This is a genomic window from Amycolatopsis sp. cmx-4-54 (genome assembly GCF_046548895.1).
Lineage (GTDB): Bacteria > Actinomycetota > Actinomycetes > Mycobacteriales > Pseudonocardiaceae > Amycolatopsis.
The window spans coordinates 522,098-538,280 of record NZ_JAEBEJ010000004.1 but is presented as its reverse complement, the minus strand read 5'-3'; the positions used below and the strand labels follow the sequence as shown (position 1 = coordinate 538,280).

At 69.8% G+C, this 16,183-nt stretch carries 13 protein-coding genes; 9 read left to right on the top strand and 4 right to left on the bottom strand.

Annotated elements, in window-relative coordinates; genetic code table 11:
- Window positions 1–33: 33 nt before the first annotated feature.
- On the bottom strand, window positions 34–1,050 hold the full coding sequence (locus tag ACLJQ7_RS16375; RefSeq protein ID WP_410649053.1) for a M14 family zinc carboxypeptidase: 1,017 nt from the start codon (window positions 1,048–1,050) through the stop codon (window positions 34–36).
- 118 nt (window positions 1,051–1,168) lie between these two features.
- On the opposite strand from ACLJQ7_RS16375, the gene ACLJQ7_RS16370 reads away from it, so the two are divergent.
- The 3 genes from ACLJQ7_RS16370 to ACLJQ7_RS16360 are packed head-to-tail and all read left to right on the top strand — an operon-like array spanning window position 1,169 to window position 3,740.
- The gene (locus ACLJQ7_RS16370; protein WP_378439098.1) at window positions 1,169–2,083 is read left to right on the top strand and encodes an ABC transporter ATP-binding protein; all 915 of its coding nucleotides are present in this window, start codon (window positions 1,169–1,171) and stop codon (window positions 2,081–2,083) included.
- Window positions 2,083–2,898, top strand: coding sequence for an ABC transporter permease (locus tag ACLJQ7_RS16365; RefSeq protein ID WP_410649052.1), 816 nt, complete (start codon window positions 2,083–2,085; stop codon window positions 2,896–2,898). Before ACLJQ7_RS16370 ends, ACLJQ7_RS16365 begins: the two co-directional genes overlap by 1 nt.
- Window positions 2,898–3,740, top strand: coding sequence for an ABC transporter permease (locus ACLJQ7_RS16360; protein WP_410649051.1), 843 nt, complete (start codon window positions 2,898–2,900; stop codon window positions 3,738–3,740). The genes ACLJQ7_RS16365 and ACLJQ7_RS16360 overlap by 1 nt, the downstream gene beginning before the upstream one ends.
- A 4-nt stretch (window positions 3,741–3,744) precedes the next feature.
- Here ACLJQ7_RS16360 and ACLJQ7_RS16355 read toward each other — a convergent pair whose 3' ends face one another.
- The gene (locus ACLJQ7_RS16355; protein WP_410649050.1) at window positions 3,745–5,175 is read right to left on the bottom strand and encodes a S8 family peptidase; all 1,431 of its coding nucleotides are present in this window, start codon (window positions 5,173–5,175) and stop codon (window positions 3,745–3,747) included.
- Between the two features lie 536 nt (window positions 5,176–5,711).
- Here ACLJQ7_RS16355 and ACLJQ7_RS16350 point away from each other — a divergent pair.
- The 5 genes from ACLJQ7_RS16350 to proB all read left to right on the top strand — a co-directional run bounded on the left by ACLJQ7_RS16350 (window position 5,712) and on the right by proB (window position 12,253).
- Window positions 5,712–8,789 carry a translation initiation factor IF-2 N-terminal domain-containing protein gene (locus ACLJQ7_RS16350; protein WP_410649049.1) on the top strand — a complete coding sequence of 1,026 codons (3,078 nt, stop codon included), beginning with the start codon at window positions 5,712–5,714 and terminating at the stop codon, window positions 8,787–8,789.
- A 170-nt stretch (window positions 8,790–8,959) separates the two neighbouring features.
- Window positions 8,960–9,274 (top strand): 50S ribosomal protein L21, encoded by a 315-nt coding sequence (gene rplU, locus ACLJQ7_RS16345; RefSeq protein ID WP_005158538.1) that lies wholly within the window; start codon window positions 8,960–8,962, stop codon window positions 9,272–9,274.
- Between the two features lie 37 nt (window positions 9,275–9,311).
- Window positions 9,312–9,569: a 50S ribosomal protein L27 gene (gene rpmA / locus ACLJQ7_RS16340; protein ID WP_003067129.1), complete on the top strand. Its 258-nt coding sequence runs from the start codon at window positions 9,312–9,314 to the stop codon at window positions 9,567–9,569.
- A 120-nt stretch (window positions 9,570–9,689) separates the two neighbouring features.
- The gene (obgE, locus tag ACLJQ7_RS16335) at window positions 9,690–11,147 is read left to right on the top strand and encodes a GTPase ObgE (RefSeq protein WP_410649048.1); all 1,458 of its coding nucleotides are present in this window, start codon (window positions 9,690–9,692) and stop codon (window positions 11,145–11,147) included.
- Window positions 11,144–12,253, top strand: coding sequence for a glutamate 5-kinase (gene proB, locus ACLJQ7_RS16330; RefSeq protein ID WP_410649047.1), 1,110 nt, complete (start codon window positions 11,144–11,146; stop codon window positions 12,251–12,253). The genes obgE and proB overlap by 4 nt, the downstream gene beginning before the upstream one ends.
- 185 nt (window positions 12,254–12,438) lie before the next feature.
- Here the strand turns inward: proB and ACLJQ7_RS16325 are convergent, their stop codons facing one another.
- Window positions 12,439–13,074 carry a TetR/AcrR family transcriptional regulator gene (locus tag ACLJQ7_RS16325; RefSeq protein WP_410649046.1) on the bottom strand — a complete coding sequence of 212 codons (636 nt, stop codon included), beginning with the start codon at window positions 13,072–13,074 and terminating at the stop codon, window positions 12,439–12,441.
- A gap of 91 nt (window positions 13,075–13,165) precedes the next feature.
- On the opposite strand from ACLJQ7_RS16325, the gene ACLJQ7_RS16320 reads away from it, so the two are divergent.
- Window positions 13,166–14,440, top strand: coding sequence for an FAD-dependent oxidoreductase (locus tag ACLJQ7_RS16320; RefSeq protein WP_410649045.1), 1,275 nt, complete (start codon window positions 13,166–13,168; stop codon window positions 14,438–14,440).
- On the opposite strand, the gene argS is transcribed toward ACLJQ7_RS16320, so the two are convergent.
- Complete coding sequence (gene argS, locus ACLJQ7_RS16315) at window positions 14,435–16,159, bottom strand: arginine--tRNA ligase (RefSeq protein ID WP_410649044.1); 1,725 nt, start codon at window positions 16,157–16,159, stop codon at window positions 14,435–14,437. The two genes, ACLJQ7_RS16320 and argS, sit on opposite strands and share 6 nt — an antisense overlap.
- Window positions 16,160–16,183 lie beyond the last annotated feature (24 nt).

Below are 16,183 nucleotides of genomic sequence, written 5' to 3'. Positions count from 1 at the left end.
AATTTGCAATGAAGGGGCCTTTCATTGCACGCGTCAGGCGGCTTCGTGCGCCTCTTCGACCGTTCCCGGCAGCGCCGGACCCCGCGGCGGGATCGCGTCGGCGTCGGCCGGATCCACCTTCCGCACCGAACCGTCGGCCGCGCTCTGCGCGATCGCGAGCATCGAGGCCAGCGCGTCCTGGATCTGCTGCTGCTCCCGCTCCGGGATGAGGCTCAGCTCGATCAGCACGCTGCCGTTGCCGAGCAGCCCGTACCCGTTGCGCGCGATGCCCTGGTAGTCACCGCCGGGGTACTGCGAGACATAGCCGCCGTTGGCGTCGATCGACCGCTGCACCACGACCGCGATCTGCTTCGCGAAGTCCACATCGGACTGTTTCACGCCCGGATTCGTCGGCCACAGCGTGGAGGCCGTGATCTCCCTGCCGTTCGCATCCCGGTACCGATCCTGCATGTGGTAGTCGACCATGATGTCCGGCTTGAACGACGCGTTCCGCCGCTGGATCAGGCCCGCTTCGGTGGCCGGGTTGTCCTTCGGCGCCACGGCCGGGTCGTGGTAGCGGTTGATGTCGTATCCCTTGCCCTTCTCACCGTATTCGGGAGTGGCGTCCGGGTCGTGGTTGTAGCGCCAGTCGCGCTCGTGCCCGTCGGGGTTGGCGCGGACGACGATGTCGACGGTCACCTTCGCGAGCAGCTTCTGTGCCCAGGGGCTGTGCCCGACGCCGACCTTGCGCAGGAATTCGAGCGCGGCGGGAGTGCCGAGCGGCTCATCGCCGTGCTGCTGGGTGACGTATTGGATCCGCGTCTTGCCGTGGCCGACCCTGGCCGCCCACACCGGACGGCCCTCGTTGCTGCGGCCGATCCTGTCCACCCGGATCTTGCCGTGGCTGAGCGCCGCCAGCTTGTGCAGCTCGAAGGCCAGCTTGGCGGTGGAGGGACGCGGGTCCACGGTCCGGCCGTCCACAGTGGTCTCGGCCGCTTGAGCGGCGGGCGCCACCAGGAGTCCGGCGCTGACGAAAACGGACAACAGGGTGATCTTGGGCTTGAGACTCATGGTCGGTGAGTATCGACGAGCGGGCAACGGCCGACAAGGGGCCGGATAAACCGGTCGAATTTTGTCGGTGGCAGGTCCTAGGGTGCCTGTCGTGGGTGACTCAGAGCACGAACCGGCGATGGTGCAGGCGAAGGCGTTGGTCAAGCGGTTCGGCGATTTCGAGGCCGTACGCGGGATCGACGTCGAGGTCCGCCCGGGGGAGGCGTTCGGCTTCCTCGGGCCCAACGGCGCGGGCAAGTCCTCCACCATGCGGATGATCGCGAGCGTCTCCCCGCGCACCGACGGTGACCTGCGGGTCCTCGGGATGGATCCGGACGTCGAGGGGCCGAAGATCCGTGCCCGCCTCGGGGTGGTGCCGCAGCAGGACAACCTGGACACCGAGCTCACCGTCCGGCAGAACCTGCAGATCTACGGCCGCTACTTCGGGCTCTCCCGGTCGCACGTGCGGAGCAAGGCCGAGGAGCTGATGGAGTTCGCCCAGCTCACCGACCGGGCGAACGCGGAGGTCGATTCGCTCTCCGGCGGGATGAAGCGGCGGCTGACCATCGCGCGGTCCCTGGTCAACGACCCGGAGCTGCTCCTGCTCGACGAGCCGACGACGGGGCTCGACCCGCAGGCCCGCCACCTGTTGTGGGACAGGCTGTTCCGGCTCAAGGCGGGCGGGACCACGCTCATCATCACCACGCATTACATGGACGAGGCGGAGCAGCTCTGCGACAGGCTGGTCGTGATGGACAACGGCCGGATCGCCGCCGAAGGCTCGCCCGCGGATCTGATCAGCCGGTACTCCACCCGCGAGGTCGTGGAGCTGCGCTTCCCGAACGGCGAGCAGGAGTCGGCCGCGAAGCGGATCGAGGGTCTCGCCGAACGCGTCGAGGTCCTGCCGGACCGTGTCCTGCTCTACACGATGACCGGCGAGGCCACCCTGGAGCAGGCGCACGCGCGCGGGCTGCGTCCGCTGTCGAGCCTGGTCCGCCGCAGTTCGCTGGAGGACGTCTTCCTCCGCCTCACCGGCCGGACGCTGGTGGACTGATGACCACAGCACAGACGAAGGCGTCGACAGGGCGCGTGGTCTCCCGCTGGGCGGGAGCCTGGCTGCGGGTCGAGGGCCATTGGATGTGGTACCGCCGGTACTGGCTGTCCACTTTGTACTCGACGGGTCTGCAACCGGTGCTCTTCCTGGCCGCGATGGGGCTCGGGTTCGGTTCACAGGTCCAGGCCGGTGCCGCGACGGGCGGGTTCTCGTACCTGGAGTACGTCGCCCCCGCGCTGCTCGTGGCGGGTGCCGCACAGCTGGCGGTGGGGGAGTCGAGTTACCCGGTGCTTTCGGGGTTCAAGTGGCAGCAGGACTACATCGCCGTCACCGCCACCCCGATCACGGCGGGGCAGGTGCTCGGCAGCCAGATCATGTGGGTGAGCCTGCGGCTGACCCTGGCGGGCGTGATCTACGCCGTCATCGCGGCGCTCTTCGGCTCCTGGACGAGCTTCGGCGTGCTCGCCGTCATCCTGATCGGGACGCTCACCGGGATCGCGTGCGGCACCCCGGTGATGGCGCTGGCCGCGACCACCTACGACGAGGGCACCCGGTTCGGCCTGGTGTTCCGGTTCGTGCTGATCCCGATGACGTTGTTCTCCGGCACGTTCTTCCCCATCACCGAACTGCCGGCCCCGCTGAGGTGGATCGCCTGGATCTCCCCGCTGTGGCACGGCAACGAGGCGGCCAGGGCGGTCAGCCTCGGCACCGTCGGCCCGCTCGCCACGCTGGGCCACCTCGCCTTCCTCGTCGTGCTCGCCGGGGTCGGCTGGGCGCTGGCGCACAAGTACTTCTACCGACGGCTGGTGGTCTGATGGCGGTCCTCACCGAAGCGCTGCGACGTGGAAAGCCGCGGCGCGGGGTGCTGCTGCGCATCCTGCCGTCCGCGCTGTACAGCGGCCGGTCGACGGCGGTGCTGGAGCGCACCTTCCTGACGTACTCGCACGCCTGGATGCTGTTCGTGTCCGGCGTCTTCGAGCCGCTGTTCTACCTGATGGCCTTCCAGCTCGGCTTCGGCAAGCTCGTCGGCGAGGTCGTCGGGCCCGGCGGGCAGGCGATGAGCTACGTCGCCTTCGTCGCGCCCGGCCTCCTGGCGGCGTCGGCCATGAACGGTGCGATCCTCGACTCGACGTACAACCTGTTCTTCAAGCTGAAGTACGCCAAGCTGTACGACGCCATGCTCGCCACCCCGATCGGGCCGCTGGACATCGCGCTCGGCGAGGTCGGCTGGTCGGTGCTGCGCGGCGGGATCTACTCGGCGACCTTCCTCGGCGTGATGACCGTGATGGGGCTGCCCGGATCGTGGTGGGCCCTGCTGATGATCCCGGCGGCGCTGCTGATCGCGATGGCGTTCTCGGCCATCGGCATCGTGCTGGTGACGTTCCTGCGGTCGGTGTCGCAGTTCGACTACATCAACCTCGTGCTGATGCCGCTGTTCCTGTTCTCCACGACGTTCTACCCGCTGTCGGTGTACCCGGCCGGGATCCAGTGGATCGTGCAGGTCTTCCCGCTGTACCACGGCATCGAGCTGATGCGTGGCCTCTCGGCAGGCGTCCTCTCGTGGAGCATGGCCGGCAACGTGGCGTACCTGGTAGCGCTGGCCGCGGTCGGCATCTACGCGTCCTCGAAGCGGTTCGGCAAGCTCCTGCTGCGCTGACCGGTCACCGGGCCGGGTTCGCGCCCGTCCGCCGCGGCGCCACCGCGGCCAGCGCGTCGACCAGCCCGTGCCCGTAGAAGCCGTTGAACCCCGCGTAGCCGGTGCAATAGGCGTCCTGCGCGCCGTCACCGGTCAGGTCGTAGTCGGCGGGACACGCGATCGGGGTGGCCTGGGCGTCCAGCGCCCGCCTCAGCTGACGCGCGCCGTAGCCGGGGTGCTTCGAAGCGACCAACGCCGCGACACCGGCGACGTGCGGCGCCGCCATCGACGTCCCGCACAGTGGCGCGTATCCGCCGGGAACGGTCGAAAGCACGCACTGCCCGGCCTCGCCGCCGGGGGCGGTCACGTCGATCACGCCCAGCCCGTACGAGCTGTACCCGGCCTTGACCCGCTCTTCGCTCACGGACGACACCGCGACCACGTCACGCAGGCCCGCGGGCAGCGCCTGGCAGCCATCGGACCCGGACGGGGCACCCGAGCGCGGTGACGGCACCAGCTCGGCGGCCTCGTTGGTCGCCGCCGCGATGCTGAGGGTGCCCGCGGAGGTCGCGTACTCGACGGCGCGGGCCATGACCTCGTTCACCACGCCCCTGTCGTCGTTGTGGGCGCACGAGAGCGACCACGGATCGACGAAGTAGCTGCTGTTCGTCACCGCCATGCCCTGTGAGGCAGCCCACATCAGCCCGCAGACGGCGGCTTCGGGGTCGGCGTACCCGCGATCGTCGATCACCTTCACCGAGGCGATCCGGACGCCGGGCGCCACCCCGGTGACACCTTTGCCGTCATCGGCGGCGGCGATGATCCCCGCGACGTGGGTGCCGTGCACCGACGTCGTCGCGGCCCAGTCGCGGTCGGGCGCACCGGTCAGGCAGCCCGCGGACTTCGCGGGGTCGAGGGCGCTCGCCAGTTCGGGATGGGCGGGGTCGATACCGGAGTCGAGGACACCGACGACGACGTCCCGGTCGCCCGGCTCGATCGCGCGGGCCCTGTCGGCGCCGATCGCGCGCATGTCCCACTGCTCGCCGGTGCGGTCGGCGGAGGGGACCTTCGCCGGATCCGTCGGCGGGAGTTCGGCGCGAGCGGGCGCGGACCTGGCCGGTGACGTGCCGTTGGCCCGCTGCACCGCCAGCCGTTCCGCCTGCGCGCTGAACGCGGCGGCCGGCCGGACCAGCTCGGCGAAGGCGCGGTCGGCCGAGGTCGCCACGGCCACCGCGATCTGCGGATAGTAGGTCGTCGTGCGGCCGCAGCCGCCTGCGATGGCGGCCTTGGCCTCGGCCTCGGAAGTGCCCGTCTCGAAGGCGACGACGTAACGCAGCGCCCGTCCCTGGGGATGACACGAGGGCTCGGCCTCGGCCGTCGCCACGGCGGCGACCGAGCCGCAGAGCACCACGAAGGCGCACACGGCCGCTCGCAGGGACCGCCCCAGCAGGGACACCGGACCTCCCACCGGAGAACATGAGGACTACGGGGTCACCGCCGCCGATACTGGCCGGCCATCGGTACCCCCCGAGCGGCACGCTAGCCACCCTCGGCCAGAGCGACAAGTTCTCCCGCGAAGTTCGCTCGGCCGGTGGCCGCGGCGCGCCCGGGAGCCGGCTCTGTGGCACCGAGTACACCGGAGTGGGGCCGGGGTGTGGGATACTCGCGGTGGCCGCTGGCCGACGGGCGCACGTGAGAGGTGGCGCTCGCGGTCTCGTGGCCCGGTGGTGTGCTGCACATCCTCCACACGCGTCGCCGCTGCATGCGGCTCGACGACGTGGCGGGCGGCCCGATGTCGCGAACGTGGCCAGCGCTCCGCCGAGCAGACCTTCAGCCGTACGCGGCGCCTGGGCAACCCCGGCGCCGTCGCGGTGCCGGGCAAGGATTCCCGCTGCTGGTGACCACCACGGCGGAACGAACAGAAAGGGGCCCCTGCGCGGCCGCGTCGAGCCGGTGTGAGCCAGCCGACGCGCCCGGGGGCGGAGGAGATATATGTCGAACGCGGACACACCCGCCGTCACCGGCGGGAATACCGCCACACCCATCGCAAGCCAGCTGGGCGAACTGCCTCCCCGAATCCGGGTGCACGCGCTGGCGAAGCTGCTGGGGTCCAACAGCCGTGAACTGATGGCCAAGCTCGGTGAGCTCGGCGAGACCGTCCGGAGCGCGCAGTCCAGCGTCACCCGTGAGGTGGCGCACAAGCTCGCCGAAGCCCTCGCCGGCGGAGACGAGCCCGAAACGCCTCCCGTCGCCGAGACCCCGGCGGCTCCCGAGGCGAAGCCCGCGGTGAAACCCGAGGTCGAGCCGGAGGCCGCTCCGCAGGTGGAGGCGCCTTCGCGGCGTGTTCCGCCCGCGCTCGCCGCCCCGGTGACGCCGGAGCCGCCGGAGCGGACGACCAGGCCGTCGAAGGCCGCCGCGCACCTCCCGGTGTTCGCCGCGCCGTCGCCGGTGTTCCTGCCGCCGGAGCCCGTCGCGGCGAAGCCCGCCCGCAAGCCGGAGCCGGCCTTCACCCAGACCGAAGAGACCGCTTCCGACGAGGACGAGACCCAGACCGAGCAGGCCGAGGGCCAGGGCATCGACGAGGACGGTGACGACGCCAACAGCCGTCGCCGCCGTCGTCGTGGGCGCCGTGGCCGCGGCCGGGGCAAGGGCGGCGACGAGAACTCGGCCGACTCCGAGAACGAAGACGAGCAGCCCGAAGAATCGCGGGCCCCGCGCACCCGTCAGCAGCGCGCGAAGGACAAGGACGCCGAAGCCGAAGAGGCCGCGGGCGAGACCGCCGAAGAGGCGTCCGCCGAGGCCGATTCGGACAACGACGGCGATTCGGACGGTGGCAGCAAGCGCCGCCGCCGCCGCCGCCGTCGCAAGGGCGGAGACGACGACAACGCCGAGACCACCAGCGACGACCCGCCCAACACGGTCGTCCACGTGCGCCAGGCCAAGGCCGCCGAGACCGAGCGTCCCGCCAGGGACGAGGTCCGCAGCGTGCGCGGCTCGACCCGGCTCGAGGCCAAGCGCCAGCGCCGCCGGGACGGCCGCGAGGCGGGCCGCCGTCGTGCGCCGATCCTGTCCGAGGCCGAGTTCCTCGCCCGCCGCGAGTCGGTCGAGCGCACCATGGTCGTCGCCGAAAAGGGCGAGTCCACGCAGATCGGCGTGCTCGAGGACGGCGTCCTGTGCGAGCACTTCGTGACCTCGTCGGGCACCGGCTCGATCGTCGGCAACGTGTACCTCGGCCGCGTGCAGAACGTGCTGCCGTCCATGGAGGCCGCCTTCATCGACATCGGCCGCGGCCGCAACGCCGTGCTCTACGCCGGTGAGGTCGACTGGGACGCCGCCGGTCTCGAGGGCAAGGCCCGCAAGATCGAGCAGGCGCTCTCCACCGGCGACTCCGTGCTGGTCCAGGTCACCAAGGACCCGGTCGGGCACAAGGGCGCCCGGCTGACCACGCAGATCTCGCTGCCGGGCCGCTTCCTGGTCTACGTGCCCGCGGGCGGCGCCACCGGCATCTCCCGGAAGCTCCCGGAGAACGAGCGTCGCCGCCTGAAGGACATCCTCAAGCGCATCGTCCCCGAGGACGCCGGTGTGATCATCCGCACCGCGTCCGAAGGCATCATCGAGGAGGAGTTGGACCGCGACGTCCGCCGCCTCAAGGCGCAGTGGGACGTCATCAAGGAGAAGGCCGAAGCCGGCAACGGCGGCAAGAAGAACAGCGCCCCGGTCATGCTCTACGAAGAGCCGGACCTGCTGGTCAAGGTCGTGCGTGACCTGTTCACCGAGGACTTCGCCAAGCTGGAGATCCAGGGCGACAAGGCCTGGAACACCATCTACGAATACGTGCAGCACGTGGCGCCGGACCTGGCGGATCGCGTCAAGCGGTACACGGGCACCGGTTCGGCCTTCGCCGACCACCGGATCGACGAGCAGATCACCAAGGCGCTGGACCGCAAGGTTTGGCTGCCCTCGGGTGGCTACCTCGTCATCGACCGCACCGAAGCGATGACGGTCATCGACGTCAACACCGGCAAGTTCACCGGATCGGGTGGAAACCTCGAAGAGACGGTGACCCGTAACAACCTGGAGTCGGCGGAGGAGATCGTCCGCCAGCTCCGGCTCCGGGACATCGGCGGCATCATCGTCATCGACTTCATCGACATGGTGCTCGAATCCAACCGCGAACTCGTGCTGCGCCGGCTGACCGAATGCCTCGGCCGCGACCGCACGCGTCACCAGGTCGCCGAGGTCACCTCGCTCGGCCTGGTGCAGATGACCCGCAAGAAGATCGGCACCGGGCTGCTCGAGGCGTTCTCGACGCCGTGCGAGCACTGCAAGGGCCGCGGCGTGGTCGTCTCGACCGAGCCGCAGCGCACCGGTGGCGGCGGCAACGGGCACAACCACGGCGGTGGCAGCGGTGGCAGTGGCGGCAAGGAGCAGGGCTCCCGCCGGTCCCGGGGCCGGGGCAAGGGCGAGGACCAGGGCCAGAACGAGCCCGCCGCGGCCAAGACCGAGACGCCGGCGGCGCCGGCTCAACGCGAGTCGGTGGTTTCGGCGGTCCAGGCCGTGGCCAACGCCACCAAGGCGGCCAAGGGCGAGCACTCGCACGAGTCAGGCGAGAACGTCGAGGGCGCCGCGCTCAACGGCAACGCCCCGCAGGCGGCTGAGCGGGCCGCTGAGCCGCCTGCGGCGGCGTCACGGCCTTCGGAGCCCGTTGCCGACGCGACCGTCGAACAGGCGGCCGAGGCGGCTTCCGAGCCCGTTCCGGAGGTGGTCGCCGAGGCGCCCGCGACCGAACTCGCCGGTGAGCCGGTGACGACTTCGGACGACGAGGCCCCGGCCGTGCGTGAAGAAGAGATCGCCGTCGTGGCGGAATCCGGCCCGGAACCCGAAACACCCGAGGTTCCGGTGACCGCTGAGACCGTTGTGACGGAAGAGGTTTCCGCGCCCGTCCAGGAGGAGACCGAGCCCGAGGTGGACGTCCCGGCCCCGGCCGTGCGCTCCACCACCCGCCGTCGTCCGCGGCGGGCGGCCTCACGGCCTGCCGGTCCGCCGGTCGAGGCGTCGGAAAAGAGCTAGTGAACACCGTGAGGCACCCCGGTGTGATCGCACCGGGGAGCCCCACGTAACCTATAGAGCGGCCCGCCACTTAGCGGCGGGCACCTTGCGCAGAATCTGCCCACCGAGAACTTCTTGATGGGCCGGGTCACGCAAGCCCCCACCCGTTGTCGAGTAAGCAGGAGACTTCCGTGTCGGCGTACGCGATCGTCAAGACTGGCGGCAAGCAGTACAAGGTGGCCGTCGGCGACGTCGTCGAGGTCGAGAAGCTCGAAGGCGAGCCGGGTACCGAGCACACCTTCCCCGCAGTCCTTTTTGTGGACGGTGGCGACGTCACCACGGACGCCGACGCGCTGGCGAAGGTCTCGGTCACCGGCAAGGTCGTCGAGCAGACCAAGGGTCCGAAGATCCGGATCCACAAGTTCAAGAACAAGACCGGCTACCACAAGCGCCAGGGTCACCGGCAGAAGCTGACCCGCGTCGAGGTCACCGGCATCTCCAAGTAGGACTTCTCCGGATCTTCGTCAGAAAGAGGATTGAGCCATGGCTCACAAGAAGGGTGCGTCCAGCTCCCGCAACGGTCGCGATTCGAACGCGCAGCGACTGGGCGTCAAGCGCTACGGCGGCCAGGAAGTCAACGCGGGCGAGATCTTGATCCGCCAGCGTGGCACCAAGTTCCACCCCGGCGTGAACGTCGGCCGTGGCGGCGACGACACGCTGTTCGCGCTGGCCGCCGGTGCGGTCCAGTTCGGCGAGAAGCGTGGCCGCAAGACGGTCAACATCGTGCCGTCCGAAGCCTGAATTTCGGCTTCGAGTTAGAACCTCGGACGAGGGGTGGGCCGGAATATCCGGGCCCACCCCTCGTTTGTTTTATGTATCCCCGTTTTGAACGACACAGTCGCGAGTGAATAGAGGCAAGTCATGGCGTCCCGGTTCGTGGACCGAGCGGTGATCCATCTGGCCGCCGGTGACGGTGGGAACGGCTGCGCCTCGGTGCACCGCGAGAAGTTCAAGCCCCTCGGCGGCCCGGACGGCGGCAACGGCGGCAACGGCGGCGACGTGCTGCTGATCGTCGATCCGAACGTCCACACGCTGCTCGACTTCCACTTCCGCCCGCACGCCCGCGCCGGCAACGGCAAGCTGGGCCAGGGCGGCAACCGCGCCGGTGCCGCGGGGGAGACGCTGGAGATGCGCGTCCCGTCCGGCACCGTCGTGATGACCGAGGACGGCGAGATCCTGGCCGACCTGGTCGGCCCCGGCACCACCTTCGTCGCCGCGCAGGGCGGCCGCGGCGGCCTCGGCAACGCCGCGCTGGCCTCCAAGGCCCGCCGGGCACCCGGATTCGCGCTGCTGGGTGAGCCGGGGGAGTCCCGTGACCTCGTTCTGGAGCTGCGCTCGGTCGCCGACGTCGGTCTCCTCGGCTTCCCGTCCGCGGGCAAGTCGTCGCTGATCTCGGTGCTGTCGGCCGCCAAGCCGAAGATCGCCGACTACCCGTTCACGACGCTGGTGCCGAACCTGGGTGTGATCACCGCCGGCTCGACCGTGTTCACCATGGCCGACGTCCCCGGGCTGATCCCCGGCGCGAGCGAGGGCAAGGGGCTCGGCCTCGATTTCCTGCGCCACATCGAACGCTGCGCGGTGCTGGTGCACGTCATCGACTGCGCCACCTTGGAGCCCGGGCGCGACCCCTTGTCCGACATGGACGCTCTCGAAGAGGAACTCGCCCGCTACACCCCGAGCCTCGGCGGCGACCTCGCCGACCGGCCCCGCGTGGTGGTGCTCAACAAGATCGACGTCCCCGAGGCCGCCGAACTCGCGGAGTTCGTGCGCCCGGAACTGGAAGCCCGCGGGCTCAGTGTGTTCGAGATCTCCACGGCGACGCGACAGGGACTCAAGGAACTGACCTACGCGCTCGCCGCCGTGGTCGAGAAGTACCGCGCCGACCAGCCCACCCCGGAGCCGGCGAAGGTCGTGCTGCGCCCGATGGCCGTCGACGACGCCGGCTTCACCGTCGAGCACGACCCGGAGGAGGAAGGCGCCTTCATCGTCCGGGGTGTTCGTCCCGAGCGGTGGATCCGCCAGACGAGCTTCGGCAACGACGAGGCCGTCGGCTACCTCGCAGACCGGTTGCAACGACTCGGCGTCGAGGAAGCGCTGGCTCGCAAGGGTGCCGTACCGGGTAGCCCGGTCACCATCGGCGACGTCCAGTTCGAGTGGGAGCCGTCGACCCCGGCCGGGGTCGCGGTGCACCTGTCGGGCCGGGGCACGGACGTGCGGCTGGAGAACACCAACCGGATCGGTGCCGCCGAGCGCAAGGAAGCCCGCCGGATCCGTCGCGACGGCCCGGACGGTGTCGAAGACGAGATGGACGACGAGTGAGCTCAACCCGGGTGGCGATCGCGGACGCGAAGCGGGTGGTCGTCAAGGTCGGTTCGTCGGCGCTGACCACCGCCGGCGACGGTCTCGACGTGACCAGGCTGGACGCACTGGTGGACGCGATCGCCGACCGGGTCTCCCGCGGCACGCAGATCGTGCTGGTGTCCTCGGGCGCGATCGGCGCGGGGCTCGCGCCGCTCTCGCTCGGCAAACGGCCGCGTGACCTCGCCACCCAGCAGGCCGCGGCCAGTGTCGGGCAGCTCGCGCTGGCGCACGCCTATGCCGAGTCGTTCGGCCGGTTTTCCCTGACCGTGGGCCAGGTTCTGCTGACTTCGGACGACGTCGTGCGCCGCGCGCACTACCGCAACGCGCAGAACACTTTCACCCGGCTGCTGGCCCTCGGCGCGGTTCCCGTGGTCAACGAGAACGACACCGTGGCCACCGAGGAGATCCGCTTCGGCGACAACGACCGGCTGGCCGCGCTGGTGGCGCACCTGATCGGCGCCGACGCGCTCGTTCTGCTGTCCGATGTGGACGGTCTGTACGACGGGGATCCCCGTGACGGCGCGACACGCAAGATCCCCGAGGTCGCCGGGGAGTCCGATGTGGACGGAATCACCGTCGGCATGTCGAGTTCCGGGCTCGGCACCGGCGGCATGGTCTCGAAGCTCGCCGCCGCCCGCACCGCCGCCGGCGCCGGGATCCCGGTCCTGCTCGCCGCGGCTTCCGAGGCCTCGTGCGCTCTCACCACCGCCGAGGTCGGCACGGCCTTCGCCGCCGCCGACTCCCGGCTGTCGGCCCGCCGGTTCTGGCTGGGCTACGCCGCGGGCGCGTCCGGGAAACTGCACCTCGACGACGGCGCGGTCGCGGCCGTCGTCCGCCGCCGCCGCTCGCTGCTGGCCGCCGGGATCACCGGCGTCGACGGTGACTTCCAGGCGGGCGACGTCGTCGACCTGGTCGATCTTCGGCAGCGGACCGTGGCGCGCGGCGTAGTGGCCTTCGACGCGGGCGAGCTGCCCGACCTCATCGGCCGTTCCAGCCACGACCTCCCCGCGGAACAGCGGCGCGAGGTCGTCCACGCGGACGACCTCGTCCCACTGCGCCGCTAAGGCAGCAGGCTCAGGAGCAGGACGAGTACGCGGACCTGGGCCTCACGCAAGGCGGCCGCCGTCTGTGGAGACCTCAACGATCGCCGTCCCGGTTCGATGCCGCCCAGGTCCTTGGTGTCGTGTCAGCCGCCGTACATGCGAACGCCGCCGCCCGAAGGGTTCAAGCGGTTAGCGGGGGACCTTTGCTACCGCTTCGCCGGATCGGCGAGGTGACCGACGAGGCGCGCCAACTGCTCGCCGTAGGCCTCGGCGAACTCGGCCGAGGCGGGGTCCTGGCCGGAGACGGCGCGTACGACGCGAGGCAGCGCCAGCGCGGCACTGGAGGCGGCCATGAAGATCACCAGCAGGAAGGCCGGGTCGAGGTCGGCGGGGAAGTCACCCGCGGCCTGCCGGGCCCGGACGTACTCCACCTGTCGCTCGAGGAACCCGCGTTGGCCCTCGACGCCGACCGCGTCGGGTGCACCGTCGGTCAGGTTCTCCCAGAGGAACAGCTTGGCGAGAGCGTGATCCCGGATCCCTGATCGGGCGAAGTATCGGACGGCCTCCGCGAACGGCTTGCCGGGGTCGGAGGCCGCGGCGTAGTCGTCGTACATCGTCGCGGTCAGCGCGTTGTACAGCCCTTCCTTGCCGCCGAAGTAGTAAGAGATCAGCTGCTTGTTCACGCCCGCTTTCGCGGCGATCTCGCTGACGCGTGCCGCGGCGTACCCCTTCGCGCCGAACTCGTCCTTCGCCGCCTCCAAGAGCTGCTTCTTCGTGCGCTCGGGATCGCGCTGGCGTTCGACGGGGGCGCGGCGAGGGCTGCGCGGGACGGTTTCGGACATGGAGATCAGCTTAGCCGCTGACTCTTTCAGCTGAAAGGTTGACTGTATCATCTGTATGGTTGATAGTTGTCGGCGAAGAGAGGAGAAATCCATGACCACGAGAATCGCGATCATCGGCGGCGGCACGGGCGGGCTCTGCCTGGCGCAAGGTCTGCGCAAGGCGGGCATCGACGTGTCCGTCCACGAGCGCAGCCGCACCCGGATCGAACGCCTGCAGGGCTATCGCGTGCACATCAACCCGCACGGTTCGGCCGCGCTGAACGAATGCCTGCCGCCCGAGCTCTGGCAACGTTTCCTGGATACCACGGGCACCGCGAGCGGACCGTTCACCTTCGTCACCGAGCAGCTGCGGGACCTGATGGTGATCGACAGCGAGATCACATCAAGCCCGGATCCCGCTTCGAATCACCACTCGGTGAGCCGGATCAGCCTCCATCAGGTGCTGTCCGACGGGCTCGACGGAGTTCTGCACCACGCCAAGGAGTTCGTCGGCTACCGCCGCGAAGGCGAGGTGGTCGTCTGCGAGTTCGCCGACGGCAGCACCGTCGAGGCCGACTTGGTCATCGGCGCCGATGGGGCCAATTCCCGGGTGCGCAAACAGTTCCTGCCCGACGCCGGCCGGGTGGACACCGGGATCATCGCGATCGCGGGCAAACACCCGCTGACCGAAGAGACTCGCAAGCGTTTGCCCTCCCGGCTCACCGACGGTCCGAGCATGGTGATGCCGCGTACCGGCGCGGGGTTGTTCAGCGCGCCGCACGAGCTGAGCGGTGCCTCGTCGGTCAACGACGAAACCGCCGAATACGACCCCGTCCTGTTCGACAACACCTCAAGCTACCTCATGTGGGCGTTCGCGGCGGACGACCGGCGGTACCCGGGCAATCTGTCCTCATTGGACGGTGCCGCGCTGCGAGCCCTGGTGCTGGGCCTGATCGACGGCTGGGCACCCGCGTTCAAGGAGCTGGTCGCCGGCTCGCCCGAGGGGACGGTGTCCCGGCTGCCGATCTTCACTTCGAAGCCCGTCGCTCCCTGGCCGACGAGCAACGTCACCCTGATCGGCGACGCGATCCACAGCATGACCCCGTTCCGCGGTATCGGGGCGAACACCGCCCTCCGGGACGCGCGACTGTTGTGCCGCAATCTCGTCGAAGCACGGAAGACCGGCGCGGTGCGCTCCGCGGTCGCCGACTACGAGCAGCGGATGCGGGACTACGGTTTCGCGGCGGTCCGCGACTCGGAACGCAGCGCCCGGCAGTTCGTGTCGGAGAACCAGGTGGGCCGCACGATGGCACGAGGGATGTTCCGCTTCTTCCAGGCGGTCCCTCCGTTGAAGCGCAAGGTCTTCAGCGACCACGGCGACTCATAGCCGGGCAGGGGTGGAGATGCCGAGCAGGGACAAACCCAGCGTCAGCGTCTTCGAGGTGAGCTCGGCCAGCAACAGCCGCGAGTCGCGGACGCCGGGACCTTCCGCGCCCAGCACCGGGCACAGTTCGTAGAACCGCGAGAACACGACCGCGGTTTCGTACAGGTAGGTGCACAGCTTGTGGGGGAGATGCCCGGCGGTCGCCGCGCCGACCGCCTCGGGGAAGCGGGCCAGCGCGAGTGCCAGCGCCCGTTCCGCGGGATGACCGAGCAGGATCCGTGCTCCGGTGAGGTCCTGGTCCGCCTTCGCCAGCACGGAACGGATCCGCGCGTTGGCGTACTGCAGGTAGACCGACGTGTTCCCGTTCTTGGAGAGCATCCGGTCCCAGGAGAAGACGTAGTCGCGCTCGCGATCGCCGGAAAGGTCGGCGTATTTGAGCGCGCCGATCCCGATCGCCCTGGCGACCTCTTCCCTCGCGCCGGGGGAGAGGTCGCCCCGGTCGTCGATCACTTCGGCGGAGTGGGAGATCGCCTCGGCGAGCAGGTCGGAAAGACGGACCGACTCGCCCGCCCGGGTTTTCATGGCACGCCCGTCTTCACCGAGTACCGAACCGAACCCGATGTGCTCGGCCCGATGCTCGTCGCGGAGCCAGCCGGCGGCCCGGCAGACGGCGAACACCATCGCGAAGTGCTGCGCTTGCGGTGCGCCGACGACGTAGAGCAGGTCGGTGACCCCACGTTGTTCCGTCCAATACCGCAAGGTCGCGAGATCGGTGGCCGCGTAGCCGTAACCACCGTCCCGCTTCCGCACGATGAGCGGCAGCGGATCGCCTTCCCGGTTGAGGAAACCGTCGGGAAAGACACAGACCGCGCCATCGCTGATCTCGGTCAGCCCGGCGGTGGTCAGATCATCCACGACCGCGGCGAGAAACGGGTCGTAGAAGCTCTCGCCGTAGATGTCCTCCCCGGTCAGGTCGATGTCGAGGAGCTCGTAGACCTGAGTGAAATGCCGTGTCGACTCGTCGACCAGGCGCCGCCACAGCGACAGCGTCTCCTCGTCACCGCTTTGCAAAAGGACCACGCGATTCCGAGAGCGGGCCGCGAAGTCGTCGTCGCTCTCGAACTTCGTCCGGGCGGCCCGGTAAAAGCCGTTGAGATCGCCGATCGTGTACGGACCCGACGGGCGCTCGTCGAGCAGATGCTCGATCAGCATGCCGAACGGCGTACCCCAGTCGCCGAGATGGTTGTGCGGGATGACCTCATGCCCGGCGAACCGCGCCAGCCGCGTGATCGCGTCACCGATGACGGTCGACCGGAGGTGTCCGGCGTGCATTTCCTTCGCCACGTTCGGACCGCTGTAGTCGATGGCGATCCGCCGCGGCCGCGGCGTCACCGCGACACCCAGCCGTGGGTCGCCGTTGAGCGCGGTCGTCCGCTCGGCCAGCCACGACGAGCGCAACGTGAAGTTCAGGAAGCCCGGCCCGGCGACCTCGGGTGGTTCGGCGAGGTCGGCGACGTCGAGCCGCGCCACGATTTCGGCGGCGATCTGCCTCGGTGGCTTGCCGAGCCGCTTGCCCAAGCTCATCGCGAGATCGCACTGGTAGTCGACCCCGTCCTGCGCGGAGACCCGCACCAGCGCGGACGGCGGCTCGATGTCGGTGACGTGGTGAAGGGCTTCCACCACGCGTCGCGCCAATTCCTCGCTTACATCGCCGAACAACACGGTGTCCCTCCTTCGCGCTCGTCC

Bases quoted from the DNA above. Each gene is read 5' to 3' on its own strand.
- ACLJQ7_RS16365 (WP_410649052.1), top strand. From the start codon at position 2,083: ATGACCACAGCACAGACGAAGGCGTCGACAGGGCGCGTGGTCTCCCGC.
- ACLJQ7_RS16325 (WP_410649046.1), bottom strand. From the start codon at position 13,074: ATGTCCGAAACCGTCCCGCGCAGCCCTCGCCGCGCCCCCGTCGAACGC.
- ACLJQ7_RS16320 (WP_410649045.1), top strand. From the start codon at position 13,166: ATGACCACGAGAATCGCGATCATCGGCGGCGGCACGGGCGGGCTCTGC.
- rpmA (WP_003067129.1), top strand. From the start codon at position 9,312: ATGGCTCACAAGAAGGGTGCGTCCAGCTCCCGCAACGGTCGCGATTCG.
- ACLJQ7_RS16360 (WP_410649051.1), top strand. From the start codon at position 2,898: ATGGCGGTCCTCACCGAAGCGCTGCGACGTGGAAAGCCGCGGCGCGGG.
- obgE (WP_410649048.1), top strand. From the start codon at position 9,690: ATGGCGTCCCGGTTCGTGGACCGAGCGGTGATCCATCTGGCCGCCGGT.
- ACLJQ7_RS16350 (WP_410649049.1), top strand. From the start codon at position 5,712: ATGTCGAACGCGGACACACCCGCCGTCACCGGCGGGAATACCGCCACA.
- ACLJQ7_RS16375 (WP_410649053.1), bottom strand. From the start codon at position 1,050: ATGAGTCTCAAGCCCAAGATCACCCTGTTGTCCGTTTTCGTCAGCGCC.
- ACLJQ7_RS16370 (WP_378439098.1), top strand. From the start codon at position 1,169: ATGGTGCAGGCGAAGGCGTTGGTCAAGCGGTTCGGCGATTTCGAGGCC.